17 protein-coding genes are annotated in these 25162 nt (G+C 76.6%); 7 read left to right on the top strand and 10 right to left on the bottom strand.

All coding sequences use genetic code 11. From position 1 onward, the window contains the following. Positions 1–2 precede the first annotated feature (2 nt). The 5 genes from K2F47_RS23300 to K2F47_RS23280 all read left to right on the top strand — a co-directional run bounded on the left by K2F47_RS23300 (position 3) and on the right by K2F47_RS23280 (position 4168). Positions 3–1205, top strand: coding sequence for a vWA domain-containing protein (locus tag K2F47_RS23300; RefSeq protein ID WP_242907070.1), 1203 nt, complete (start codon positions 3–5; stop codon positions 1203–1205). Beyond that, on the top strand, positions 1202–2140 hold the full coding sequence (locus K2F47_RS23295) for an MBL fold metallo-hydrolase (RefSeq protein WP_242907068.1): 939 nt from the start codon (positions 1202–1204) through the stop codon (positions 2138–2140). Before K2F47_RS23300 ends, K2F47_RS23295 begins: the two co-directional genes overlap by 4 nt. Positions 2141–2223: 83 nt before the next feature. Then, positions 2224–2796, top strand: coding sequence for a CDP-alcohol phosphatidyltransferase family protein (locus K2F47_RS23290; RefSeq protein ID WP_242907066.1), 573 nt, complete (start codon positions 2224–2226; stop codon positions 2794–2796). Further along, positions 2793–3587, top strand: a complete 795-nt coding sequence (locus tag K2F47_RS23285; RefSeq protein WP_242907064.1) for a phosphatidate cytidylyltransferase — start codon at positions 2793–2795, stop codon at positions 3585–3587. The genes K2F47_RS23290 and K2F47_RS23285 overlap by 4 nt, the downstream gene beginning before the upstream one ends. Continuing rightward, positions 3584–4168, top strand: coding sequence for a lysophospholipid acyltransferase family protein (locus K2F47_RS23280; RefSeq protein ID WP_242907062.1), 585 nt, complete (start codon positions 3584–3586; stop codon positions 4166–4168). Before K2F47_RS23285 ends, K2F47_RS23280 begins: the two co-directional genes overlap by 4 nt. Positions 4169–4196: 28 nt before the next feature. On the opposite strand, the gene K2F47_RS23275 is transcribed toward K2F47_RS23280, so the two are convergent. From K2F47_RS23275 to K2F47_RS23255, 5 genes are all read right to left on the bottom strand, one after another. Beyond that, complete coding sequence (locus K2F47_RS23275; protein WP_242907061.1) at positions 4197–6152, bottom strand: YehQ family protein; 1956 nt, start codon at positions 6150–6152, stop codon at positions 4197–4199. Next, positions 6149–7306, bottom strand: a complete 1158-nt coding sequence (locus K2F47_RS23270) for a VWA domain-containing protein (protein ID WP_242907060.1) — start codon at positions 7304–7306, stop codon at positions 6149–6151. Before K2F47_RS23270 ends, K2F47_RS23275 begins: the two co-directional genes overlap by 4 nt. Beyond that, positions 7303–9621 (bottom strand): DUF5682 family protein, encoded by a 2319-nt coding sequence (locus tag K2F47_RS23265; protein ID WP_242907059.1) that lies wholly within the window; start codon positions 9619–9621, stop codon positions 7303–7305. The genes K2F47_RS23270 and K2F47_RS23265 overlap by 4 nt, the downstream gene beginning before the upstream one ends. After that, the gene (locus K2F47_RS23260) at positions 9621–10763 is read right to left on the bottom strand and encodes an ATP-binding protein (protein ID WP_242907058.1); all 1143 of its coding nucleotides are present in this window, start codon (positions 10761–10763) and stop codon (positions 9621–9623) included. Before K2F47_RS23260 ends, K2F47_RS23265 begins: the two co-directional genes overlap by 1 nt. Positions 10764–10856: 93 nt before the next feature. Further along, complete coding sequence (locus tag K2F47_RS23255; RefSeq protein ID WP_242907056.1) at positions 10857–14117, bottom strand: DUF4132 domain-containing protein; 3261 nt, start codon at positions 14115–14117, stop codon at positions 10857–10859. Between the two features lie 106 nt (positions 14118–14223). On the opposite strand from K2F47_RS23255, the gene K2F47_RS23250 reads away from it, so the two are divergent. After that, positions 14224–15342, top strand: coding sequence for a cystathionine gamma-lyase (locus tag K2F47_RS23250; RefSeq protein WP_242907054.1), 1119 nt, complete (start codon positions 14224–14226; stop codon positions 15340–15342). Between the two features lie 10 nt (positions 15343–15352). Here K2F47_RS23250 and K2F47_RS23245 read toward each other — a convergent pair whose 3' ends face one another. Genes K2F47_RS23245 through K2F47_RS23230 form a run of 4 tightly spaced genes read right to left on the bottom strand, consistent with a single transcriptional unit; the run spans position 15353 to position 23321 of the window. Then, positions 15353–17395: a DUF4132 domain-containing protein gene (locus tag K2F47_RS23245; RefSeq protein ID WP_242907052.1), complete on the bottom strand. Its 2043-nt coding sequence runs from the start codon at positions 17393–17395 to the stop codon at positions 15353–15355. Further along, positions 17392–20736 carry a DUF4132 domain-containing protein gene (locus K2F47_RS23240; RefSeq protein ID WP_242907050.1) on the bottom strand — a complete coding sequence of 1115 codons (3345 nt, stop codon included), beginning with the start codon at positions 20734–20736 and terminating at the stop codon, positions 17392–17394. Before K2F47_RS23240 ends, K2F47_RS23245 begins: the two co-directional genes overlap by 4 nt. Positions 20737–20783: 47 nt before the next feature. After that, a complete protein-coding gene (locus K2F47_RS23235) occupies positions 20784–22169 on the bottom strand; it encodes an FAD-dependent oxidoreductase (RefSeq protein ID WP_242907049.1) in 1386 nt (461 codons plus the stop codon). 30 nt (positions 22170–22199) lie between these two features. Beyond that, positions 22200–23321, bottom strand: coding sequence for an amidohydrolase family protein (locus tag K2F47_RS23230; RefSeq protein WP_242907047.1), 1122 nt, complete (start codon positions 23319–23321; stop codon positions 22200–22202). 153 nt (positions 23322–23474) lie between these two features. Between K2F47_RS23230 and K2F47_RS23225 the strand changes: the two genes are divergently transcribed. Next, positions 23475–24914: a glutamine synthetase family protein gene (locus K2F47_RS23225; protein WP_242907045.1), complete on the top strand. Its 1440-nt coding sequence runs from the start codon at positions 23475–23477 to the stop codon at positions 24912–24914. A gap of 8 nt (positions 24915–24922) precedes the next feature. Here the strand turns inward: K2F47_RS23225 and K2F47_RS23220 are convergent, their stop codons facing one another. Then, on the bottom strand, positions 24923–25111 hold the full coding sequence (locus K2F47_RS23220) for a hypothetical protein (RefSeq protein ID WP_242907043.1): 189 nt from the start codon (positions 25109–25111) through the stop codon (positions 24923–24925). Positions 25112–25162 lie beyond the last annotated feature (51 nt).

The raw sequence follows: 25162 nt of genomic DNA, 5'->3' as shown, positions 1-25162 counted from the left end.
CGGTGGACGGGGCTCCCGGCCTGGACCGGACGAAGCTGCTGGCCGCGCGGTTCCGGGCGGCGACCGACCGGCCCTACCTGGCGTCCGCGCTGTACTCGCTGACCGTGGTGCCGAGCGCCGCCGTCCAGACGATGGGCGTGGACCGGCGCTGGCGCTGCTACGTCTCCCCCGCGTTCGTGGCCGCGACGCCCGTCCCGCACCTGGCGGGCGTGTGGGTCCACGAGGTGGCGCACCTGCTGCGCGACCACCACGGCCGCGCCGACCGGCTCCCGGAGGCCGCGCGGGGCGAGCACCGGCGCGTCAACGTCGCGCAGGACTGCGAGATCAACGACGACCTCCGCGCGGACGGCCTGCTCCTGCCCGAAGGCGCCCTCTACCCCGGCGACTTCGGCCTGCCCGAGGGGCGCCTGTTCGAGGAGTACCTGCCGGGCGTCCCGCCGCAGCCGGAGTGCGACTGCGGGTCGGGCGCGCACGGCCTTCCGGCCCCCTGGGAGCTGGACGGGTCCGCCGCGCCGGGCGTGAGCGCGGTCGAAGCGGACGCGCTGCGGCGCGCCACCGCCGAGGCGATGCAGGCCCATGTGCGGGCCCGGGGCGCGCTGCCCGGCGGCTGGCGGCGCTGGGCCGAGCGGGTGCTGGAGCCGGTCGTGGACTGGCGGCGCGTCCTCTCCGGCGCCGTGCGGGAGGCGGTCGCGTGGGCGGGCGGCGCCGCCGACTACACCTACCGGCGGCCCTCGCGCCGCGCCGCCGCGACGCCCGGCGTCGTGCTGCCCGCGCTGCGCCGCCCGGTGCCGCGCGTCGCGATCGTGGTCGACACCTCGTGCTCGATGGGCGAGGACGATCTCGCGGCGGCGCTCGCCGAGGTGACCGGGGTGCTGCGCGAGGTCGGCGTGGGCGGGAACCGGGTGAGCGTGCTCGCGTGCGACGCGGACGTGCGGACGGTGACCCGGATCGGCTCGGCCGCGCAGGTCGGCCGGATCGAGCTGGACGGCGGCGGGGGCACCGACATGGGCGCGGGGATCGCCGCCGCGCTCGCCGCCCGCGACCGTCCGCGGGTGGTGATCGTTCTCACCGACGGATACACTCCGTGGCCCGCGGAGGCCCCCTCCTGCCGCCTCGTCGCCGCGCTCGTCGGCGCCGACCCGCCCGTCCCCCCGGCCTGGGTGGAGACCGTCCACGTGGGCCCGACACCTGGGAGATCCGCATGAGCGACGCGCCCGACCTCGACGGCCCCGGCCGCCCGCGGCTGGAGGAGGTCTCCGAGGGGATCTTCGCCTACGTCCAGCCGGACGGCACCTGGTGGATCAACAACACCGGCTTCCTGGTGGGCGCGCGCGGCGTGACGAGCATCGACGCGTGCTCGACCGAGCGCCGTACCCGCGCCTACCTGGAGGCGATCGGGTCGGTGTCGGCGCGTCCCGTCCGGACGCTGGTCAACACCCACCACCACGGCGACCACACGTTCGGCAACTACCTGTTCTCCGGCGCGACCGTCGTCGGCCACGAGGGCACCCGGCAGGGCGCGCTCGACTGGGGCAAGCCGTTCGACGAGCCGTTCTGGACGAAGGTCGAGTGGGGCGACGTCGAGCTGGAGCCGCCGTTCCTCACCTACACCGACGGCGTGACGCTGTGGGTGGACGACCTGCGCTGCGAGGTGCGGCACGTCGGGACGCCCGCGCACACCACCAACGACTCGATCGTGTGGGTCCCGGAGCGGCGGGTGCTGTTCTGCGGCGACCTGCTGTTCAACGGCGGCACCCCGTTCCTGATGCAGGGCTCGGTCGAGGGCGTGATCAAGGTGCTGACCGAGGTGGTCGCGCCGCTGGACGCGGAGACGATCGTCCCCGGGCACGGTCCGGTCGCCGGGCCGGAGCTGATCGACCGCGTGCTCGGCTACGCGCGGTTCGTCCAGGCGACGGCGGAGCGGGGCAGGGCGGCGGGCCTGACGCCGCTGGAGACCGCGCGGGAGACCGACCTCGGCGAGTACGCGGAGCTGACCGACGCCGAGCGTATCGTCGGCAACCTGCACCGCGCCTACGCCGAGCTGGACGGGCGGGAGCCCGGCGCGCGCATCGACCTCGGCGCCGCGCTCAACGACATGATCGCCTACAACGGCGGACGGCCGCTGACCTGCCGCGCCTGAGGCCGCCGCACGACTGCTACTCAGGAGTAACTGAGTAGCACGACGGATGCCCGCAATGTCCGCCTTGTTCGACGCTGGTCGGCATGGACGGACTCTACGCACTCAAGCCCTGGTACGCGGCGCGGCTCGGCGGCGTCCGGGCCGCGCTCGTCCGGCGCGGGGTCTCGCCGGACGCGGTGACCGCCGCCGGGGTACTGTCGGGCGGCGCGGCGGGCGCCGCGCTCGCCCTCGTCGAACCGGGCCCGGCCGCCGGGCTCCTTGTCACGGTGCTGCTGGCCGCGCGGCTGGCGTGCGCGAACCTCGACGGCGCGATCGCGCGCGAGTCGGGGCGGAGCACGCGGTGGGGCGCGGTGCTGAACGAGCTGGGCGACCGCGCGGCGGAGCTGGCCGCGCTGGCGGGCTGCCTCGCGCTCGCCCCGGCCTGGCTCGTGGCGTCGGCCGCGCTCGCGGCGACGCTGCCGTCCTGGACGTCCCTCGCGGGCGCGGCCGCCGGGGGCCCGCGCCCGCAGGGCGGGCCGGTCGGCAAGACCGAGCGGTGCCTGCTGCTGGCGCTGGTCGCCTTCACCGGCTGGGCCGTCCCGCTGCTCGCGACGCTCGCGGCCGGGTCGGTGCTGACGGCGGCCGTCCGGCTGCGGCGGATCAGGAGGTCGCTGTGACCACGGCGATCCCCTACGTGGGCGGCGCGTTCGTGCTCAGCGGCGTCGCCGTGTGGACGTCGGGCCGCCGCGAACTGGTGCAGCGCTGGCTCGGCTGGCTGCTGATCGTCCCCGTCGTCGGGGCCGCGTTCTGGCTGGGCGCGCCCGGCGCCGCCGCGCTCGCGGCGGGCGCGGGCGTCATCGCCGCCGCCGAGTACGCGCGGCTGGCGCGGCTGCGCAGGGCCGACCTCGCGGCGATGGCGCTCACGCTGACCGTCTTCCCCCTGACCGCGTGGCTCGCGCCGGAGCACCTGCTGCGGTTGCTGATGGTGGTGCTGCTGGGCGTGGTGCTCGTCCCGGTCCTGGCGGGCGACGCCGAGGGCGGCGCGGCCCGGGCGCGGGGCGCGGTGTTCGGGGTGGTGTGGCTGGCGCCGCTGAGCGGGCTCGTGCTGCTCGGCGACCTGGCGGCGCCGCTGTGCGCGGCGATCGCGGTCGCCGACGTCGGCGCGTGGTGCGGCGGGAAGCTGCTGCGCGGCCCCGCGCTGTCGCCGCTGAGCCCGGCCAAACGCTGGGGCGGCATCGCGGGCGGAGCCGCCGCCGGGATCGCGGTGCTGGCCCTGTTCGGCGCGGCGACCCCCGCCACCGTGCTCGCGGTGGCGGCGGGGGCGCCGCTCGGCGACCTGCTGGAGTCCATGCTCAAGCGCGGCGCCGGGGTCAAGGACGCCGGGACGTGGCTGCCCGGCTTCGGCGGCCTGCTGGACCGGATCGACTCGCTGCTGGTGGCGCTGGCCGTCGCGATGGCCCTGTCATGATCGGCGCTGTCATGATCGGCGTGTTCTCCTCCTTCCTGCGCCGGACGTGCTGGCGCGCGGCGTTCGGGCTCGCGGGCGGGCTGGAGGTCACCGGCCCCGTCCCGGACGGCCCGTGCGTCATCGTCGCGAACCACTCCTCGCACGCCGACACCGTCGCGCTGCTGGCCGCGCTGCCCGCGCGCCGCCGTCCGGTGGTCGCGGCGGCGGCCGACTACTGGTTCGCCGGACGGCTGCGCGCGCTGGTCTGCCGGACGGCGGTCGCGGGGTTCCCCGTCCGGCGGTCCCGGGGCGGCTTCGAGGACCTGGCCTCCGCCGCCGCGCAGCTCGCCCGGGGCCGCTGCGTCATCGTGTTCCCCGAGGGCACCCGCTCCCGGGACGGGCAGGTCGGCGCGTTCCGCACGGGCGCCGCGCGGCTCGCGGACCTCGCCGGGGTCCCGCTCGTCCCGGCCGGGCTCACCGGCACCCGCGACCTGCTGGCCGTGCACGGACGGCTGCGCCGGACCCGCGTCCGCGTCGGCTTCGGCGCCCCGACCCGCGACCTGGAGACCGCCCGCCGCACCGTCCAAGAGCTGACCGGTTGAGAACAGCGCCGCGGCCGGGGGCGCGCCTTCAATGCAGTTCGGCGGTTGTCGTCAGGCGGATGGTGGCGTCGGCCCATGCCTGGACGGAGGCCTGGGGGTCGTCGCCGGTGAGCGTGGCGGCGAGGTTCGTGAGTGTTTCGGCGGCGGTGCGCAGGCCGGTGCGGGCGAGGTCGTCGGCCGCGTGGGACACGCGGCCGCCGAGGCCTGGCGGGACGTGCCGGAGGCCGCGATGCGCGATCTCGGCGCAGGCGGCGAGCGCGGTGTCGAGGACGGCGCCGAGCGGGTCCGGGGCGGGGGCGGGCGGGGCGCCCAGCTCCGCCGTCCCGTCGCCGGGCATCAGGTCGGGCACCACGACGCCGCCGGACGCCAGCACCGCGAACGGGTCGATGACGAGGCCGCCGCGCTCGCGGCGCACCGCGCCGCTGACGAGGCGCGGGCCGTCGGCGAGCGCCTCGGCGAGCACGTCGAGCGCGGCCGGGCGGTGCGGGGCGTACTCGGCCGACAGCACGGCGGTGGTGCCCGCCGCGTCCGCGATCACGGCTTCGAAGCGCTGGTCGCCGGGGTGGTAGCCGATGTCGCGCACCTCGGCGATCTCGACCACGCGCACGGTCTCGGCCTCGACCCGGGGCCGGACGAGGCGCGGCGGCCAGGCGTCCATCTCCCGCTCGTGCGCGGCCAGGTCGCGGACGAGCAGCGCCGGGGGCAGGCCCGCCCACGCCTCGCCGAGCGGCGTCACGGTGGTCTTGGCGACGCGTCCCGCCGAGACCCGGACGGCCCGGCTCGCGCTGCGGGTCGCGCTCTCGGAGACGACGTTGGCGGCGGCGAGCGCGCGCAGGCTCACCCCGAGGACGCGGCGTCCGGCCAGGTCGGCGCCGGTCAGCCGGTCGCCTTCGGGCACCGCCCAGTGCTTGCGGAGCACCAGCACCGTGTCGGCGTGGGCGAGGTAGACGTCGGCGGTGCGGGTCTCGGCGGTGCCGCCGACCCGGCAGCCGAGCGCGGTCAGCCGGACGCGGCGCAGCGGCGTGTCGGCGGACTCGTCCGTGCCGAGCACGAGCGACCGGGGCACCCGCGAGCCCGGCGCCGAGGCCGCGCGGTCGCGGGCGTGCAGTTCGGCGATCAGCGCCGCGAGGCGCTCGGACGCGTAGTCGGCGCGGCGCTCGCGGTGGGCGTCGAGCTGCGCGGCCAGCTCGTCGATCGCGGCGGCGGGCCAGTGCAGGTCGCGGGCCGCGAGGTCGGTGCCGGTCCGCCGCAGCGCCGCCGCGAGGACGGGCCCGGCGTGCGCGGCGCCCTCCATGAGCACCTGCCCGGCCAGGTCGAGCGCGGCCTCCAGTCCGGTGCCGCCCCCGGCGGCCCGGGCTTCGCCGCCGACCTCGACGCGGACGTCGGCGCCGTCCGCTCCCTGCTCGTCGGCGGCGCGGAACGCCCACGCCGCCAGCACGACGACCTCGCCGCGCACGGCCGCGACCGCGTCGGTGTCCACGTAGCCGAGCTCGTCCGGAACGAGGAACCGGACCGTGCACGACGGCAGCTCCACCCGCGCCACCGGATCGTCTCCGGAGGGGCGGTGGATGCGCGCGGTGTAGCCCGCGCGGAACGTCCGGCGCGCGGCGGTGACGGCCCGCTGCCCGAGGACGCGGGCGAGCGCGTCGTCGTCGAACGCGCCCGGCGACCAGGCCGCGACGGGATCGGCGGCGGCCTCGGCCGGGGCCGGGGCCGTCCGCTGGTAGGCGAGGACGAGGCAGACCCGGTGCCTACAGACCGACGTCGCCGCGCACGAGCACGACGCCGCCTCCAGGCCCGCGCCGGGCGGGAGCGCGGCCCGGGTGCCGTCCGGGAAAACGCCGTGCACGGCGCCGTCGCCGTCGACGCTCACCTCGGGGCCCTGACCCGCGTCGAGGTCCTTGGCGGCGCGCTTGACCAGGCCCCGGTTGGCGAGCGCGGCGAGCGCGTCCGGGGTCAGCGCGAGCAGGTCGGCGCGGGTCACCGGCCGAGCCTCTCCGCGACGAACCCGGCGAGCCGTCCGGGGGTCATCGCGCCGACGTGCGCGCCGGCGTCGGCGAGCCGCCGCCCCATCTCCCGGTCGTAGGCGGGGTCGGCCTCCTCGTCCAGCGCGGCGAGCCCGAGCACCTGCGTGCCCTGCCCGACGAGCCCGCGCACCGCGTGCACGAGCCCGTGCGGGTCGCCGCCCTCGTAGAAGTCGCTGACGATCGCGACGATCGCGCGGCGCGGGTTGTCGACCAGGCCCGCGCCGTAGGTCACGGCGCGGCAGATGTCGGTGCCGCCGCCGAGCTGCACCTTCATCAGCAGCTCGACGGGGTCGGTGACGTCGGAGGTCAGGTCCACGACGGAGGTGTCGAACGCGACCAGGTGCGTGGTCAGGCCGGGCAGCCCCCACAGGCACGCGGCGGTGACGGCGGCGTGGATCACCGACCCGACCATCGACCCGGACTGGTCGACGAGCAGGATCAGCTGCCACCGCTCGGTCTGGCGCCGCGTCCGCGAGACGAAGCGCGGGCGTTCGATGTACAGGCGCCGCTCGTCGGTCCGGTAGTGGGCCAGGTTCGCGCGGATCGTCGCGTGGAAGTCGAAGTTGCGGGAGTTCTTGATGTGGCTCGGCCGCCGCGACCGCGTCCCATGGAAGGCCGTCCTGACCTCGGTCGCGAGCTTTTCCATCAGCTCCTTCACCACGGCCTCGACGATGCGCCGCGCCAGCGCCAGCACCTCCGGGTTCATCAGGTGCTTGGTGCGCAGGACGGCGCGCAGCAGCGCCGGGTCGGGCTCGACGCGCTCCAGCACGGCGGGGTCGGTGACGACCTCGTGGATCTCGTACCGCTCGACGGCGTCGCGCTCCAGCCGCTCGATCGTCTCCTTGGGGAACAGCCGGTGCACGGCGTCGATCCAGTCGACGGCCGTGAGCACGGACGGCCCGGACCCGCCGGTGCGGTCGTCCGACCGGTCGGGCTCGCCGCCGGACGCGCCGCCGCGCCGGACGCCGCGCCGGGCCAGGTCGGGATCGCGGCCGTAGAGCCAGCCGAGCGCCTGGTCCCGCGCGACGGACGCGCCGCCCAGGCCGCCGGTGGACGGTTCGGCGGGCGCGCCGAGGATCAGCCGCCATCGCTCCAGGTCGGGCGTGGTCATGGCACCTGCCTTCCGGTAGGGCCCGCGAGCCCGGCGGCGGCGAGCGCCGCGTCCGCGCGGGCCTCCAGCGCGCGGGCCTCCGCGATCAGCATCGGGTCGGCCGGGGAGCGCAGCAGCGCGCGGGCGGAGCCGCGCACGCCGCGCCGGTCCATCAGCCCGCGCGCGATCGTCTCGCGCTCGCGCGGCGGGAAGAACTCGAACGCCTGCCGCAGCGCGGGCAGCGCGACGAGGAAGTCCTCCTCGCCGAGGGCGGCGACCAGCTCGTCCAGGACGGCGAGGACAGTGGCGCCGGGGTCGAGCACCTCCTCGCGCGCCAGCGCGAACAGGCCCGCGAGCCAGTCCCCGAGCACGCGCGGGGAAGCCGCGCCCCGTACGGCCCGCGCCGTGTCACCCGCGTCGCCCGCGCCACCCGTGTCACCCGCGTCGCCGGTGTCGCCGAGCGAGCGGGCCAGGCCGAACGCGGCGCCGCGCAGGTCGGGCGGCGCGTCCCGGTCGGCGGCGACGCGGCGGGCGACGGCGAGCGCGGCCGCCCGGTCGAGGCCGAGCGGCGCGGCGGCGTGCAGCAGCGCGTCCCGCAGCGCCGCGACGGCCCGCAGCCGCGCGAGGTCGGCGGGCGCCGGGCCGCCGCGCGTCCCCTCCAGCAGCCACAGCAGCTGGACGGCGCACCCCTCGATCACCGTGCCGAACAACGGGCTGCGGGCCGTCCCGAGGACCCGGTCGTGCCGCCACAGCCCGAGGACGACCTCCAGCGCGAGCCCGAGCGCCGGGACGTCGGAGGAGCCCGCTATCCCGGCGGCGATCCCCGCCGCGATCCGCTCGGACTGCCCGGCGCACCCGCACAGTGCCGCGTCGAACAGCACGGCCGCGAGCCCGCCCATGTCGGTGCCCGCGCGGGCCATGCGCTCCTCCAGGGCGGCGGACGCCGCGTCCAGCAGCGTCGGCCCGTACGCGCCCGCCTCGACCAGCGCCGACATCCGGGACGCGGCATCATGCGGCTCGACCCGCCACCGTTCCTCCAGCACCAGATCGGCGCCCGTATCCGGGCCGGACTCGCGCTCGAACCCCGGGACGCCGAGGACGCGCAGCCGGTGCAGCGCGCGGCTGCGCTCCAGCCCCCGCTTCTCGGTGAGCTTCACGGTGCGGCGGCCGCCCCGGTCGAGCCCGAGCCGTTCCAGCTCGGCGGCGGCGTCGTGGACGAGCGGCGGCGCGGGCGTGTCCGGGTGCAGCCGCCCGACGCGCTCGCCGCTGAGCGCCGCGACCATCTCGGCGACGGCGGGGTGGGAGGCGGACGCGGGGACGCCGCGCGCCGTCCACGGCAGCCGCTCGTCCAGGTCGCTCGTGACGAGGGCGGAGACCAGGCCGTCCAGCAGGTCGGTGCGGGCGGGCGAGCGGTGGCCGCGCAACCGGGTCAGGCCCTCGGTGAGCGTCCGCGCGGCGATCAGGTCGGCGGTCGAGACGACCTGGCCGCGCTCGCGCAGCCGCGCCACGACCGCCTCGGTGAGCGCGCCCGCCGCCGCACCGGGGCCGCCGTCCCACAGCCGCTGGTAGTACTCCGGCGACGGCATGCCCGACTGGTAGCCGGTGAACGCGTCGAGCCGCCGGAACGAGTAGGGGACGAGGAAGCTGCCGCCGGACGCGCCGTCCGGCGGGGCGGGCACCCCGGGCCACGCGGTGCCGCCCTCCCGCGCCAGCGCCTCCAGCGCGGGCTTGTGGAACCCGCCGGTCACGACCACGACGGGACGGTCGCCCGCGTCCGCCTCGGCCGCCCGCACCCACGCCGCCATGTAGGACTCGCGGGCGGTGTCGTCGGGCCCGGCCTCCGACTCCCCGCGCAGCAGGTCGAAGTAGGCGCCGAGGCGCTCCGGCAGCTCCTCGGCGTCGATCTCGAAGAGGTGGTCCCACAGGACGTCGGTGTTGTCGACGGCGAACTCGCGGCACAGCCGGACGGTGACCTCGGCGTAGCGGCGTTCGGCGTCGGCGTACCGGTTGCGGCGCCCGGCGAGCGCCGGATGCCACGCGGGCAGGTCGATGAACCGCAGCTCGGCCCCGGCGGCGCGGCCCGCGTGCAGCGCGACCCACTCCGGCGAGTACGCGCAGAACGGCGCCCACGACGCGTGCACCCGCTCCGCGTCGCGGTAGTAGCTGAAGATCGCGACGGGCGGCTCGTGGCCGAGCAGCAGCTCCCCCAACCGGGACCCGAAGTCGGCCGGGCCCTCGACCAGCACGTACGCGGGCTCCAGCCGCTCGATCTCGGTGCGGACGAGCCGGGCGCAGGCCGGGCTGTGGTGCCGGACGCCGACGAACGTGACCGCCATCAGCCGGGCAGCAGGTGCCGGGCCGCGTGCAGCGCCCGCCACTGCTCGCCGTCCCGGCGGGGCGCCTGCTGCTCCAGGTAGCGGCGCAGCCGGGTCAGGTCGTCGGGGCTGTCCTTGGCGGCCGTCCCGGCGAGGCAGGCGACGATGTCGGCGGCCCCGCCCGCCTCGCCCCGCAGGAACCAGCCGCGCACCCCGACGGCGTGCGCGACCGACACCGCCTCGGCGGTGCTCATGACCGACGACAGCCGATCCATGGAGCGGCCGTCCTCGGTCGTGGCGTTCCGCAGCTCCCGGAACGTCGTGACCAGCACCTCCAGGACGTCGCGGCGGGGCGCGACGCCGACGCCGCTGCGCTCCAGCAGCCGCCCGGCCTCGGCCTCCACCAGCTCCAGTTCGGTGGCGAAGTCGGCGATGGGGAACACGGTCTCGAAGTTGAACCGCCGCTTGAGCGCCGCGCTCATCTCGTTGACGCCCCGGTCGCGGGTGTTGGCGGTCGCGATGACGTTGAACCCCTCGCGCGCGAAGACCATCGCGTCCGGGCCGGCCTCTTGCGGGGGGACGACCCCCCGCACCCCCCGGAACGGCCCGGCCAGCTCGGGGATCGCGAGCACGCGGTCGGACAGCGGCGACAGCAGCGAGTCCTGCACCTCCAGCGGGCAGCGGGTGATCTCCTCGAACCGGACGACCTTCCCGGCGGCCATCCCCTCCAGCAGCGGCGCCGGGACCAGCGACCGCGTCGAGGGCCCCTCCGACACCAGCAGCGCGTAGTTCCAGGAGTACTTGATCTGGTCCTCGGTGGTGGCGGCGCCGCCCTGGATGGTGAGCGTGGACGTGCCGCTCACCGCCGCCGCGATCAGCTCCGACAGCAGCGACTTGGCCGTCCCTGGCTCGCCGACCAGCATCAGCCCCCGGCTGGTGGCGAGGGTGACCAGGGCCCGGTCGATGAGCGAGGTGTCGCCGACGAACTTGCGGGTGACGCCGAGCGCCTCGTCCCCGACGACGAACCGCCGCGCCGCCGTCAGGCTCAGCGCCCAGCCGGGCGGGCGCGGCCCGGTGTCGTCCTCGCGGAGCCGCTCCAGCTCGGCGGCGAACCGCAGCTCGGCGGGCGGCCGCTGGTGGTCGGTGGTGTCGTCGTGTGTCATGTCCCTTTTCCGGGGGTCCTGGTGGTGAGGGAGGACTGGTGCTGCGGGAGGATCGGTGCGGTCAGCGTATTGAGGGCCACCGACATCTCCCGGTCACGGGACGGCGACCTCGGCGAGCCCGGTCAACTCGGTGAGGACCTCCGACGCGGTGACCGGGTCGAGCCCTCCGAGGAGCGGCAGCGCGGCCAGCCTCTCCCGCTGGTAGGCGGGGTATTCGCCGGGCTCGTCGTCCAGCCAGACCTTCCTGAGGATCTGGTGGTCGCCGGTCGCGCCGAACTCCATCGCCGACAGGCCGGGGTCGAGCGCGACGACGAGGTGGCGGCCGCCGTCCACCGGCCGCGAGATCCACGTCTCGTTGCCGCCGCCCTGCGGCTCGCCGCGCTCCCAGCCGAACCGGACGAGCCCGGCCACCGAGCCGACCGGGACCTTCAGGCCCTCGAACCGCTCCAGCCGCGCGCCGCCCCGCTCCTGCTCGGTGAGGGCGTGGACGGGGCGCCCGAGCTGCTGGAACGGCTGGAGGATCGCGTAGTCGGCGAACACCTCCGACCACGCCGCCACGTCGATGTGCAGCGGGTGCGCGATGCCGACGAGCGCCGACGCGGGCAGCGTGAAGGCGTCGTCGGCGACGTCGGCGAGCGTGCGGTCCTCGGCGATCCGGAACGCGTGCTCCCCGTCGGCGACCCAGACCAGGCGGCGCGCGAGGTGCCGGACGAGCGGGTGCCCGGCGATGTGCTCGTGGAACTCGGCGGCCGTCCAGCGGCGCCGGGTCACCATGGCCCGCTCCAGCCGCGTCACCTGTGCGGACGCCACGACCCTCACGTCCTTCTTGAGCGCGGCGAACGCCTTGTGCGCGGCGGGCGCGAGGTCGGGGTCGTCCTTCGCGCCGGGCTTGGGCAGGGACTTGCGGGGCTTGCCGCCCTCGTCGGCGACGACCGGCCGGAGCCGCTCGTCGAAGCCGACGACGAACCGGCGCGACCCGTAGTCGAGGGTCATCGACCCGGTCGCGTCCAGCCCGAAGGTCGGGACGAGCCGGTCGGCGAGCTGCTCGGTGCCGAGCCCGAGCCGGTCCGCGACCTCGCGGATGCGCGCCTGCGCCTCCCCCTGCAACCCCTTGAACTTGATCTTCTGCGCGATGCCGTGCAGGTGCATGAGCGCCACGTCCGACCCGATCTCGGCGAGCACGCCGAGGCCGGTGACCGCGTTCCGGTGGCCGCCCTCCCCCGGCCAGGCCCGGACGATCGGCGTGAGGCGGCGGACGGTCTCGTCGTCCCCGCTGCGTCCGAGCTGGACCAGCGCCCAGGTGTCGCTGGACGGCGCTCCGACGTCCCGCCACTTCTGGAACAGCCCCCACCCGAACTCGGCGACGGACGCGCGATCGAGGTCGCGCGTCGCGTCCGCCCCGTAGGGGACGGGCATCGCGAGCAGCTCGACCAGGCGGCGCACGGCTTCGGGCGGCAGGGCCAGGTCACGGCCCCGCAGCAGGACCTGCGGGAGGGCGGCCGGTTCCATCCAGTCGCCGATCTTCGGCGGCTGGACGAGCCCGGTCTCCGCCGGATGCGCCGCCAGCAGCGCCCCGACCGCATCGGCGGCCTCGTCGCCGTGCGCGTCCCGTGCGGCGGCCACGACGTCGCCGTCCAGGTGGCGCAGCGCGTGCTCGGCGGCGCGGCGGCGGCCCGCCGCCTTCCCGAGCGCGGCCGGGACCAGGTACGGGACGGTGTCCAGCCCGTGGCGGTCGAACCACCGCCGGGCGATGTCCACGGTCTTGGCGCGGCGGGCCAGGTCGCCCATCAGCAGCGCCACGTCGGCGTGCAGGAACGGCATCAGCAGGTCGGCGTGCGCGGAGCCGCCGTCGGCCATCCGCACGGCCATGGGGAGCGCGTCCAGCTCGTACCGGGCGAGGAGGAGCCGCGTCCAGCGGTCGGTGTCCCACCAGCCGCGGCCCGGCCAGTCCGGGAGGAGCGGCCGGACGACGTCCTCGGGGCCGTGCACCATGAGCGCCACCGAGTCCCGCGCGCGGGCGGCGCCCGCGCGGTGCTCGGCGGCGAGCGCGTCCCAGTCGGGGTCCTTCGGCGGGTCGACGGAGGAGACGTCGGCGGCGAGCCAGGTGTCGCGTTCGGTGCCGTCCCAGGCCGCGCGTCCGGCGGGCGGCTCCAGCCCGGCGACGAGCGGCCGGGTGGGGCGCGTCCACGGCGGGTCGGCGAGGATCGCGGGCACCGCGTCCGCCGGGGCCTCCGGCACCCCCGCCAGCGACACCGCGACCTTCTCCAGGACGGCGCGCGTCTCGTCCGGCAGCCCGGGGAGCGCCGCCGCGACCGTGTCGCCGTGGACCCGCAGGTGGCCGGTCAGCAGCGCCGCCGCGTCCGGGGCCGGGGAGGCGGCGAGGAGCCGCGCGGCCCGCACCGGGAACCGGCCGGTCGCCGCGACCAGCGCCGCGCGCGCGTGCCGGTCACCGGCCCGGTCCAGCAGGACCTGGAAGGCCTCGTCGGTGGGCAGCGCGGCGATCGCCTCGAAGAGGACCTTGTCCTCCTTGCCGCCGCGCCCGACGCCGCGTGCCAGGACGGGCAGGACGTCCGCGCCGATGCCGTCCAGCATCGTCGCGAGCACCCCGGGCGAGGCGTCGTAGGAGCCGAACGCCAGCGGCGGCTCCGACACCCGCGCGACCTCGGAGGCCGTGCAGAACCACAGCCAGCGGTAGCCGCGGGACAGCGTGTCGGGCTCCGCCAGGCAGTCCTCCTGCCAGTCGCGCCGGTCGGGCACCAGGTAGGACGCGACCCACCGCGCGACAGGCGCGGTCCGCACGGCGGCCAGCCGCTCGACGGCGTCCTCATGCTCGTGGTCCTCCATCGAGGCGAGCAGGCACCGGACGCGCCGGATCGCCTCCGCCTCCGCCCCGCCGAACGCCGCGCGGTAGCCGGCCCCGAGCCACGTGCCCCTCCACGGGCCGCCCGGGACGCGCTTCGCCGTCATCTGTTCGAGTTCCACCAGCGCGCACGCGGCGAACCCCGGCCCGTGCGCGGCGGCCCACGCGTCGACGAACGTCCGCTGCACCGTGGACGGCGCCGAGGAGGAGACGGCCGCGACGGTCACGGTCGCGAGCGCCGCCGCCCCCGCCGGGTCTGGTTCGCCCTCACGGTGCCGCCGCGCGGCGTCGGCGAGCGCCGCGTCCCCCGCGTTGCCGGTCAGCAGCGACTCGACGGCCGCGCCCGCCGTCCCGACCAGCTTCTCGGCCGCGCGCACCGCCGCCCGGCCCGGCGCGACCTTCGGCCCCGGCGTCCCGCCGCGCCGGGGATGCAGGTGCCGTAGCCACGCATCCGGAATCGTCAGGACATCCTCGCCGAAAAGCCGATCTGTCATGCCGCCCGAGATTAGAGGACGCCTGCGACACGCGCCGCCGATGTCCGATTCGCCCGCGTCCGGGCAGGTGAGAGGATGGGTTTGGTTTCGGACGAAGGGGACCCACGTGACACTCGGGGATGGAACGCTGGCGGTCGGTGCGGGCCGGCCCGCACCGGAGAAGGGCGCCCCGCCGCTGCCGGGGCCGGTGTTCGCGGCGTACTACCACCTGCCCGGCGAGCCCGCCGGCCGCTACACCTACGGGCGCGACGAGAACCCGACCTGGACGCTCCTTGAGGCCGCCATCGGCGAGCTGGAGGGCGGCGCGGAGGTGACGTCGTTCTCGTCTGGGATGGCGGCGGTCGCAGCGGTGCTGCTGTCGCAGACCAGGGCGGGCGACGTGGTCGTGCTGCCCGACGACTCCTACATGCAGACCCGGACGCTGCGCGAGCGCCTGGAGTCCTACGGCGCGCAGGTGCGGATGGGCCCGACGGCCGGTGACGCGCAGCTCCGCCTGCTGGACGGGGCGCGGCTGGTCTGGCTGGAGACGCCGTCCAACCCGAACCTGGACGCCTGCGACATCCGCCGGATCGCCGAGGCGGCCCACGCGCGGGGCGCGCTCGTCGCCGTCGACAACACGCTCGCCACCCCGCTCGGCCAGCGCCCGCTGGACCTCGGCGCGGACTTCTCGGTGGCCAGCGACACCAAGGCCATGACCGGGCACGGCGACCTCCTCCTCGGCCACGTCGCGACCCGCGACCCGAAGCTGGCGGCGGACGTGCGCCTCTGGCGCAAGACGGTCGGCGCGATCCCCGGCCCGATGGAGGCGTGGCTCGCGCACCGCTCCCTCGCGACGCTCCCGCTCCGCCTCGACCGGCAGGCCGCGAACGCGCTGGCCCTCGCCGAGGCGCTGCGCCACCGTCCCGAGGTCACGGGCCTGCGCTACCCGGGCCTGCCCGGCGACCCCGCGCACGACACGGCCGCCCGCCAGATGCGCCGCTTCGGCGGCGTCGTCTCGTTCACGCTGCCGGACGAGGCGTTCGCCGAACGCTTCCTGTCGTCGCTGCGCCTGGTCACGCAGGCCACCAGCTTCGGCGGCGTGCACAGCTCGGCCGAGCGCCGGGGCCGCTGGGGCGGCGACACGGTGGCCCCCGGGTTCATCCGCTTCTCCTCCGGCATCGAGGACACCCCGGACCTGGTGGCCGACGTCCTCCAGGCCCTGACCAGGGCCGCGACGCCCGCCTGACGTCAGGCCCTCAGCCGGTCAGGGCGGAGAGGTCGGCCAGCAGCTCCGACGCGGCGACGGGGTCCAGGGCGCCGAACGGCAGGCGGGTCCCCGTCGCCGAGAGCAGGTGGATGTGGACGACACGCTGGGTGGGTGAGGCGTCCGCCCGGCCTGGGAGGAAGCCGGGGTCGAGGGTGAGGACGACCCGGCGGCCGCCGCCCGCGTCGCGGACGAGCGTGTCCGCCACGCCGGTGTCGTCGAAGGCGCCCCGGTCCCAGCCGCGCCGGGTGAGGGCCAGCGCCGCGCCGAACGGGACGGTCAGGTCCTCGAAGGCGGGCAGCCGGTCCGCCGCGCGCTCCCGCGGGGACAGGGTGTGGACGGCGCGCGCCAGCTGCGGGAAGGGCTGGAGGATCTCGTAGTCGGCGAACAGCTCCGACCAGGTCTCCAGCCCGTCCAGCAGCAGGGGGTGCGCCACGCCGACCGTCGCCGAGGGCGGCGGTGCGAAGGCGCCGTCGGACGCGTCGGCGAGCCCCCGGTCCTCGGCGATCCGGAACGGCGTCACCGTGCCGTCGTGCTCGGCCGTCCACACCAGGCGGCGCGCGATGTGCCACACCAGCGGGTGGTCGGCGAAGTGCGCGCGGAACTCCCGCAGCGGCCAGCGCTCCCCGGTGACCATCGCGGTCTCCAGCCGATGGACGCGCTCGGCCGCGACCATTCGGGCGTCCTTGCGCAGCGCGGCGAAGCGGGCCCATGCCTCGAACGCGCGGGCGGGGTCGTCGCGGACGCCGGGCTTCGGCAGCGCGGCGCGGCGGCGGCCCCGCTCGTCCCGGACGTGGGGCGCGAGCCGCTCGTCGAACCCGATGAGGAAGCGGCGCGGGCCGTAGTCGAGGGTCAGGGTGCCGGACGGGTCGAGCCCGAAGTCCGGGACGAAGCGGTCGGCGAGCCGCTCCGGGGTGAGGCCCGCCGCCCGCGCGGCCTCGCCGAGCACCTCCCCGGCCCGCTCGCGCAGCAGCTTGTACGGGGCCGAGCGCGCGATCGCGGCGATGTGCGGCAGCGCGCGGTCGCCGAAGGCGGCGAGCGTCTCCAGGCCCACGGCGGCGCGCGCGAACGCCGCCCATCCCGGGCACGCCCGCACCCACGCGGCGAGGCGGCGGGCGGTCTCGTCGTCGCCGGTCCGGGCGAGGACGGGCAGCGCCCAGTTGTGGGTGCTCGGCGTCCCCGCGTCCCGCCAGCGGACGAACAGCTCCCAGCCGAGTTCGGCGACGTCGGCGGGGTCGCAGCGCCGCAGGACGGCGTCGAGCCGCGCGGCCGAGCCGGGGTGGTCGCCCGGCCGCTTCGTCCTCGCGAGCAGCAGGACCAGCGCGCGGACCTCCGGTAATGGCAGCTCTCCCCCGGCGCGCAGGCGGACGCGCGGCAGGGTGGCAGGGTCGGCCCAGACGGGGTAGGGCGGCGGGCCCGGCGGCGGTTTGGACGGGCCGTCGGCGAGGAGGCGGGCGACCGCCCCGGCCGCGCCGTGGTAGCGGGCCGCCTCGGCGACCGGGCCCGGCCCGGCGGACGCGGCGATGCGGCACAGCGCGTGCTCGGCGTCGCGGCGGATGCCGGGGGCGCCGTCCAGGGCGGGGACGAGGAAGGGCACGGCGGCGAGGCCGTGCCGCCGGAGCCAGGCGCCGGTCAGCTCCCGCGCCGTCGGGGCCCGTCGCGCCAGGCGGGCCATGAGGCGCGCCACGTCGGCGCTGAGGAACGGCAGGAGGATCGCCCCGTTCTCGCGCCAGTTCCATTCGGCCGCGTGGACCGCCATGTCCCAGGCGTCGAGGCCGAAGCGGGCGACGACGGGCTTGAGCGAATCGGTCAGCTGCCAGAACTCCGGACGCCACGCCCGGACGCGGGCGCGGACGGCCTCCTCGGGCGCCTGCGCGAACAGCCACGCCAACTCGAACTCGTGCTGGAACTCTCCCGCCTCCAGCATGCGGAGGGACTGCGCGAGCGTGCGGTCGTTGTGGAGGTCCCGGAGCGGGGTGGCCGCCCAGTCGGCGCGCTCGCCCGGCTCCCAGGCGAGGGTCCGGTCGGCGGTCATCCGGTCAGGCCGGTGAGGTCGGCCAGGAGTTCGGAGGCGGTGACCGGGTCCAGGGCGCCGAAGCGGTGGGAAGCCGGGGCGTCCGGGTGCGGCCAGTCGGGGCGGTCGGCCAGGCGCACGGCGGCGAGCTTCTGCTCGGCCTCCGCCTCGACGGCGCCGGCGACGATGCCCGGGTCCAGGTCGATGACCGCGAACAGATCGCGGGACAGGCGGCGGGAGATCCAGCACTCGACGCCCCCGTCCTGCGGGGCGCCGCGCTCCCAGCCGCGCCGGGTGAGGGCCAGGAGGCGGCCGACCGGGACGGTCAGCTTCTCGAACCGGGTCAGGTGGCCGCTGCCCCGCTCCTCCGGGGTGAGGGTGTGGACGGCGCGTCCGAGCTGCGGGAACGGTTGGAGGATCGCGTAGTCGGCGAACAGCTCCGCCCAGGCGGCTGCGGATTCGCCCAGGTCGATGGGATGGGCGACGCGGACCTCGCAGGAGGCGGGCAGCTCGACGGTGTCGTCGGCGGCGTCCGCGTAGGTGCCGTCCTCGGCGACGCGGAACGCGCGCGTCCCGGTGTCGTCGGCGGCGAGCCAGACCAGGCGGCGGACGAGGTGCCGCACCAGCGGGTGCGCGGCGAGCAGGTCGCGGAACTCGGCGGCGGGCCAGCGGCGGCGGGCGACCATCGCGCCCTCCAGGCGGCGGAGCTGCTCGGAGGCGACGACGCGGGCGTCCTTCTTGAGGGCGGCGAACGCCTTGTGCGCGGCGGGCGCGAGGTCGGGGTCGTCCTTCGCGCCGGGCTTGGGCAGGGTCTTGCGGCGCTCGCCGTTCTCGGTGACGAAGGGCTTGAGGCTCTCGTCGAAGGCGACCCGGAAGCGGCGCGGGCCGTAGTCGAGCGTCATGCCGCCGTCGGCGTCGAGGCCGAGGTCGGGGACGAGGCGATCGGCGAGCTGGTCGGGGGTCAGCTCCAGCCCGGCGGCGACCTCCTCGATCTTCTCGGCGGCGCGGGCCCGCAGCGCCTTGAACCGCACCCGCTGGGAGATCGCGTGCAGGTGCATGAGGGCGGTGCCGGTGCCGATCGCGGCGAGGACGTCCAGCCCGGTCACGGCCCGGGCGTGCCCGCCCTCGCCCGGCCAGGCGCGGATCATCGGGGCGAGCCGGCGGACGGTCTCGTCGTCACCGGTCAGGCCGAGCTGCGTCAGCGCCCACCCGTCCTTGGACGGCGCGCCATGCGCCTCCCAGCGCCGGAACACCGTCCGTCCGAACTCGGCGAACGAGGCGGGGTCGCACAGCTCGCGGACGGCGGCGACACCGGCGTACTCCTCGCCGGGCCGCGACAGCGCCAGCATCGTCAGGACGTGCCGCGTCGCCGCCCCGGGCAGCGCGCGTTCGCGGTCGCGCAGCATGAGCTGCGGCAGGAACCGGACGTCGGCCCAGTCGCCGATCGCGGGGACCTTCGCGGGCAGGACGTCGAGCGGGTCGGCCGACAGCAGCGCCGCGATCGCGTCTGCCGCCGCGTCGCCGTGGGCGCGGGCGGCCTCGACGATCCCCTCGGCGCCGTGCCGCGCGGCGATGAGGCGCAGCGCCGCCTCGGCGGCGCGGCGCTCGGTGCCGGACCGGCCGAGCGCGCCGGGCAGCAGGGCGGGCACGGCGGCGCGGCCGTGGCGGCGGAACCAGGCGCGCGCCGTCTCACCCGCGCGTTTGCGCCGCAGCAGCCAGTCGGCCATCAGCCGGGCGACGTCATCGCTGAGGTAGGGCATCAGGGCGGGGCCGACACCGGCCGGGTCACGGCGCGCGATGCACAGCACCGGTTCGAGCGCGTCCAACTCGAAGCGGGCGACGAGCCCCGGCTGCCATTCGCCGACCGCGTAGACGTCGGACGGCTCCCACCTCGCCAGCAGCGGGCGCACCAGATCCTCAGGACCCTCAAGGAACAGGGCCGGATGCACGTATTTGGGCAGGTCGCCCTTCTCGAACCGCGCCGCCTCCTCGGCCCACGGGGGCTGTTCCATCCAGCGCCACAGGCGGCGCACGTCGACCGTCCAGGCGTCGCGCTCCCCCGGTTCCCAGACGATGGCGCGCAGGCCGGGCAGGGGCAGGCCCTTGATGACGACGGGCTTGGACTTCTTGCGCCCGCGCGTCCACGGCGGGTCGGTGAGCAGCGTCGGCAGGTCGCCCGCCTCGGGCACCCGGACGTTCCGCGCGCGGATCGCCTCGACCGCCGCGCGGGACTCCTCCGGCAGGGCGGGGAGCATCGCGTCCGCGAGTTCCGGGTGCGCGAGCAGGTGCGCCGACAGCATCTCCTCGGCGCCGGGGGCAGCGGCCGACGCGGCGAGCAGCCGCAGCGCCCGCGCCGGATACCGGTTCGCGGCGCCGATCGCGGCGGGCTGGACGTAGCGGCGGCCGAGCCGGTCGACGAGGGCCTGGAACGCGGCGTCCACCGGCAGCCGGGCCAGCGCGTCCAGCAGCAGCCGCGCGGTGTCGGCGTCGAGGTGGTCGTCGTCGGCGGCGTCCACCACCAGCGCGGCGAGCGCGTCCGGGCCGACGCCGTCCAGCAGCGTCGCGATGACGTCCGGCCTGCGGCCGCCCCAGCCCAGCGTCATGCCGTCGGTGTCCCCGGGTTCGCCGAGCGCGCACAGCAGCATCCAGGCCGTCTCCGGCTCGACGCCGTACAGGCGGGCGGGGGCGGGGAGCGCGCGGGCCTCGGCCAGCCAGTCCCGCCGCGTCGGCACCAGGTAGGAGGCGATCACCTGCTGGGCCGGGGTCCGGCGGTGGCGCGCGAGGGCCTCGGCGGCCCCGGCGTAGGCGTTGTCGTCCACCGCCGCCAGGAGGGCACGCTGACGGCGGGCGACGTCCCGCTCCGCCCACGGGCCGCCGACACGGTCGTCCGGCCCCCGTTCCCGGACGCCCCACCAGTCCCGCCGGATGGCGCCCGTCCGGTAGTCGATGCTGGCCCCCCTGTAGTCGGCGACCACCTCGCACAACTCCAGGTAGGCGCACACGGCGAACGGAAGCCCGTGCTCGACCGTCCACGCGTCCCGGAACAGGTCGGACGCCCAGAGTTCGACCGAGGCCTGCACCGTCAGCGTGAGCGACGCGACGACCGCCGCGCCGAGCGGGCTCGCCGAACCGGCCAGGTGCGCGCGGGCGTGCTCGGCCAGCAGCGGCGTCGTGCCCGGCAGCGCGAGGACGTGCTCGATCTCGGGCAGCGCCGCGTCCACCAGCGCCCGCGCCCGGCCCACCGCTTCGGCGTCGGGCCGGACGTCGGGGACGCCCGGACGGTCGCGGCGCGGATGCCGCATGCGCAGCCACGCGGCCGGGAAGGCCGGGGCGTCCTCGTCGATGCCGGGAGCGTTGCTCATGCGGCCACACCCTAGGAACGGCCACCGACAAACCACGTGACAGCACGTCAGGACGTGGAGCGCAGGTCCTCCTCGACGCGCTCGGCGGCCTTGCGCGCGGCGATCAGGACGGGGTCCCAGGTGGGCGAGAACGGCGGCGCGTAGCCGAGGTCGAGGCCGGTCATCTCCTCGACCGTCATGCCGTTCCACAACGCGATGGCCAGGCCGTCGACGCGCTTGGCGGCGCCCTCCCGGCCGACGATCTGCGCGCCGAGCAGCCGGCCGGAGCGGCGCTCGACGACGAGCTTGGTCCGCATCTCGGTCGCGCCCGGGTAGTAGCCGGCGCGGGTGGTGGACGCGACGACGACGCTCAGCGCCTCGAACCCCGCCGTCTCGGCCTCGCGCTCGTTCAGGCCGGTGCGCCCGACCTCGTACTCGCAGATCTTCGCGACCGCGGTGCCCACCACGCCCGGGAACGTCGCGTATCCGCCGCCGAGGTTGATCCCCGCGACGCGGCCCTGCTTGTTCGCGTGCGTGCCGAGCGCGATCGCGACGGGCGCGCCGGACACCAGGTGGCGGTTCTCCACGCAGTCGCCCGCCGCCCACACCCGTTCGGTGCGGGTGCGCATCCGCCGGTCGGTGACGATGCCGCCGGTCGGGCCGGTCTCGATGCCCGCCGCGCGTGCCAGGTCGCTGCCCGGCCGCACGCCGAGCCCGAGGACGACCAGGTCGGCGGGCAGCGCGCCGGCCTCCGTCCGGACGGCGGTCACCCGCCCTTCCGCGGTGTCGAAGCCTTCGACGGGGTCGCCCAGGTGCAACGTGACGCCGATCCCGCGCAGCGCGTCGGCGACGAGCGCGCCCATGTCCGGGTCGAGGGTGCCCATGGGCTGGTCCGCCGCGTCCACGAGGGCCACCTCCAGGCCGCGCCGCACCAGCGCCTCGGCCATCTCCAGGCCGATGTAGCCGCCGCCGATGATCACCGCCCGGCGCGGCTTGTCGCGTTCCACCACGCGGCGGACGCGAATCCCGTCGTCCAGGACCTGGATACCGTGCACGCCCTCCGCGTCCGCCCCGGCCAGGCGCGGACGCGCGGGAACGGCGCCGGTCGCGACCATCAGCTGGTCGTAGTGTTCCCAGCGCTCACCGCCGCCCTCCAGGTCGCGGACGCGCACCCGGCCGCCGGAGGTGTCGATCTCGGTCGCCTCGGTGCGCATCCGCAGGTCGATGCCGCGCTCGCGGTGCTCCTCCGGCGTGCGGGCGATGAGGCTCGACTCGTCCTCGACGTCGCCGCCGACGAGGTAGGGGATGCCGCACGCCGAGTAGGAGGCGTGCCGCCCGCGCTCGACGACGGTGATCTCCAGATCGTCCGGGCCGCGGCGGCGGCGCGCCTGCGAGGCCGCGCTCATCCCCGCCGCGTCGCCGCCGATGACCAGCAGCCGCTCGCGTCCCGCCATGTCCCCGCCCCTTCCACGATCATCACGAGCCTATCCGGGGGCGGGGAGCCCGTAGACGCGGCGGGCGTTGCCGGACGCGACGAGCCCGGCGACGCGCGCGGCGTCGTCCGCCGTCCACGCGCCGTCCCGCACCCCCTCGTCGAGAATCCCGGCGAGCCCGCGCCGGAACAGCACCGCGCCGAGGTGGTACAGCTCCGCGAGGCCGAACGCGTCGGAGGAGTACAGCACCTTGCCGAACGGGGCCAGCTCCAGCAGCTCGGCGAGCAGCGCCGGGGCGCGGTGCCCGAGGTTGTGGGTGGCGAGCCCGGCGTCCACGTACACGTTCGGGAGCACCTGCGCGAGGTAGCCCGCCTGCCGGTGGAACGGGTAGTTGTGCAGCAGCATCGCGGGGGTCCCGGCGGCGTCGAGCGCGCGCAGCAGGTCCAGGAGCAGCAGCGGGTCGCCGCGCCGCAGGTCGGCGTCCACGTCGCCGAGCCCCACGTGGAACTGCACCGGCAGGCCCTCGTCGGACGCGCACCACACGAGGAACCGGTGCAGCACCTCGTCGTGGACGCGTGGTACGTCCTGCCGCATCAGTCGCCCGGCCGCCTCCGCCACCTCCCCGGCGGACGGCCGCTCGCCCGCCAGCTCCAGCCCCGCTCGATAGGCGGCGATCGACTTGGCACCGACCACGTCCGGCCCGCGTCCCGCCAGCCGGGCGCGGACCTCGTCGGCGAAGCGCGCCGCCTCGACGCCGTCCGCCGCGACCCGCTCGGCGACCGCCTCCAGCCGGACGATCTCGTACGCGGGGGCACCGGCGAACCGTCCGAGATCGGGCGGGTCGAGGATCGCCTCCGGCGTGTACCCGGTGTCCACGCACAGCGACTCCAGCCCGGCGGCGGCGAGGAAGCGGCGGTTGACCTCGGCCGCGCCCAGCTCGGCGCGGCGGGCGAAGTAGGCGTCCGGCGCGGCGTGCGCGTCCAGGTCCAGGACGGGCGGGCACCAGCGCCGCAGCGCGAAGCCGATCTGCGAGTCGAACGGGCTCGTGCCCGGCGGCCCGCCGGTCTCGGCCTCGGTGAGCAGCGCCTCGAACGCCGCGCGGTCGAGCTCGCGGTCGAGGACGCCGTGGCAGTGGTGGTCGGCCAGTGGTGGACTCTCCGGCCATTCGAGCACGACACCCGCCTCCGTCCCTGAAATCCTTCGGATGTTCTTTCTACGATGCCCCTACGGGCGTTTGCCGGGGGGTGTGGGGGGTCGTCCCCCCACAAAGACTCGGCTCAGCCCTTACCGTCCCGCCCCTCGCCGACTCCTCAGGAGAGCCTCATCGTGGAAGACTCCGGACACCCCGTAGCTCCTACCGGCGCACTCGACGGAGACGAGCGCGCCAGGCTCGGCGCCCGCGCCGCCGAGGCGGCCCGCCGCCTGGCCGGGCAGGACGTCGCCGCCGTCGCCCTGACCTGGGTGGACGTCGCCGGGATCACGCGGACCAAGGCCGTCCCGGTGGCGCGGCTGGAGCACGCGGCCACCTGGGGCGTCGGCATGTCGCCGCTGTTCGACGTCTTCCTGCTGGACGACTCGATCATGTCCGGCCGGCACATCGGCGGCCCGAGCGGCGACCTGCGGCTGCACCCCGACCTGGACCGGCTCGTCCCGCTGGCGGCGCTGCCGGGCTGGGCGCACGCGCCCGCGTCCCGGTACGCGCAGGACGGCGGTGTCCACCCGCTCGACACCCGCGCGCTGCTGCGCCGGGAGACGGCGCGGCTGGCCGCCGACGGCTGGACGATCCGGACGGCGTTCGAGATCGAGTGGGCGGTGTCGGAGAGCCACGGCGACGGCTTCTCCCCCGCCTGCCACGGCCCCGCGTACGGGATGACGCGGATCAGCGAGCTCTCGGGCTACCTGCGCGACCTGCTGAAGGCGCTGGACGCGACGGGCGTCCGGGTCGAGCAGCTCCACCCCGAGTACGCGGCCGGGCAGTACGAGGTGTCGGTGGCCGCCGAGGACCCGGTCGGCGCGGCCGACACCGCCGTCCTGGTCAGGGAGACGATCCGGGCCGTGTCGATGGACCACGGGCTGATCGCCTCGTTCTCCCCCAAGGTGGACGCGGAGGGGGTCGGCAACGGCGCGCACGTCCACCTGAGCCTGTGGCACCACGACGGCGGGGAGGGCCCGGCCGCGACGGGCAACGCGATGGCGGGCGGCGACGGCCCCTACGGGCTGACGGCCGCCGGGGAGGCGTTCGCCGCCGGAATCCTGCGGCGGCTGCCCGCGCTGCTCGCGGTGGGCGCGCCGTCGGTGGCGAGCTACCTGCGGCTGGTCCCCTCGCACTGGGCGGGCGCGTTCGCCTGCTGGGGGCTGGAGAACCGGGAGGCGGCGCTGCGGCTGGTCGCCGGCGCCGAAGGCGAGCGGGCGGACGCGGCGAACCTGGAGGTCAAGTGCTTCGACGGCGCCGCCAACCCCTACCTCGCGCTCGCGGCGCTGCTGGCCGCCGGACGCGACGGGGTCGCGACCGAGGCGCGGCTGCCCGACCCGGTGGACGTCGATCCGGTGTCGCTGTCGCAGGAGGAGCGGGACGAGCGGGGCATCGCGGCGCTGCCGTCCTCGCTGGGCGAGGCGCTCGCGGCGTTCGAGGCCGACGAGGTGCTGCTGGCGGCGCTCGGCGAGGCGGTGATCGACACGGTGGCGACCGTCCGGCGGGGCGAGATCGCGCTGCTGGACGGCGCGACGCCGCGGCAGATCGCCGCCGCCACCCGCTGGCGCCACTAGCACCCGGCTCAGGACGATCCGGAGGACTCCTCCGGGCGGGCCCCCACGACCGCGCCCGGGCCGAACGGCTGGACCCGCACCTGCACCTCCCCGCAGGCGCAGCGGGTGTAGCTCACCACGCCCTCGGAGGTCAGGTGACGCGAGAGAACCTCGTACACCTCGGTCTGGGGCCAGCCGCAGCGTGGGCATTCCTCCACCGCACGTCCTCACGAACCTGTAAGGGTTATAGCTAAGATGTCGTTTACAGC

The sequence above is a fragment of the Actinomadura terrae genome (assembly GCF_022751215.1).
In the GTDB taxonomy this organism is placed as follows: Bacteria; Actinomycetota; Actinomycetes; order Streptosporangiales; family Streptosporangiaceae; genus Spirillospora; species Spirillospora terrae.
This window is presented reverse-complemented; position numbering and strand designations above follow the sequence as displayed.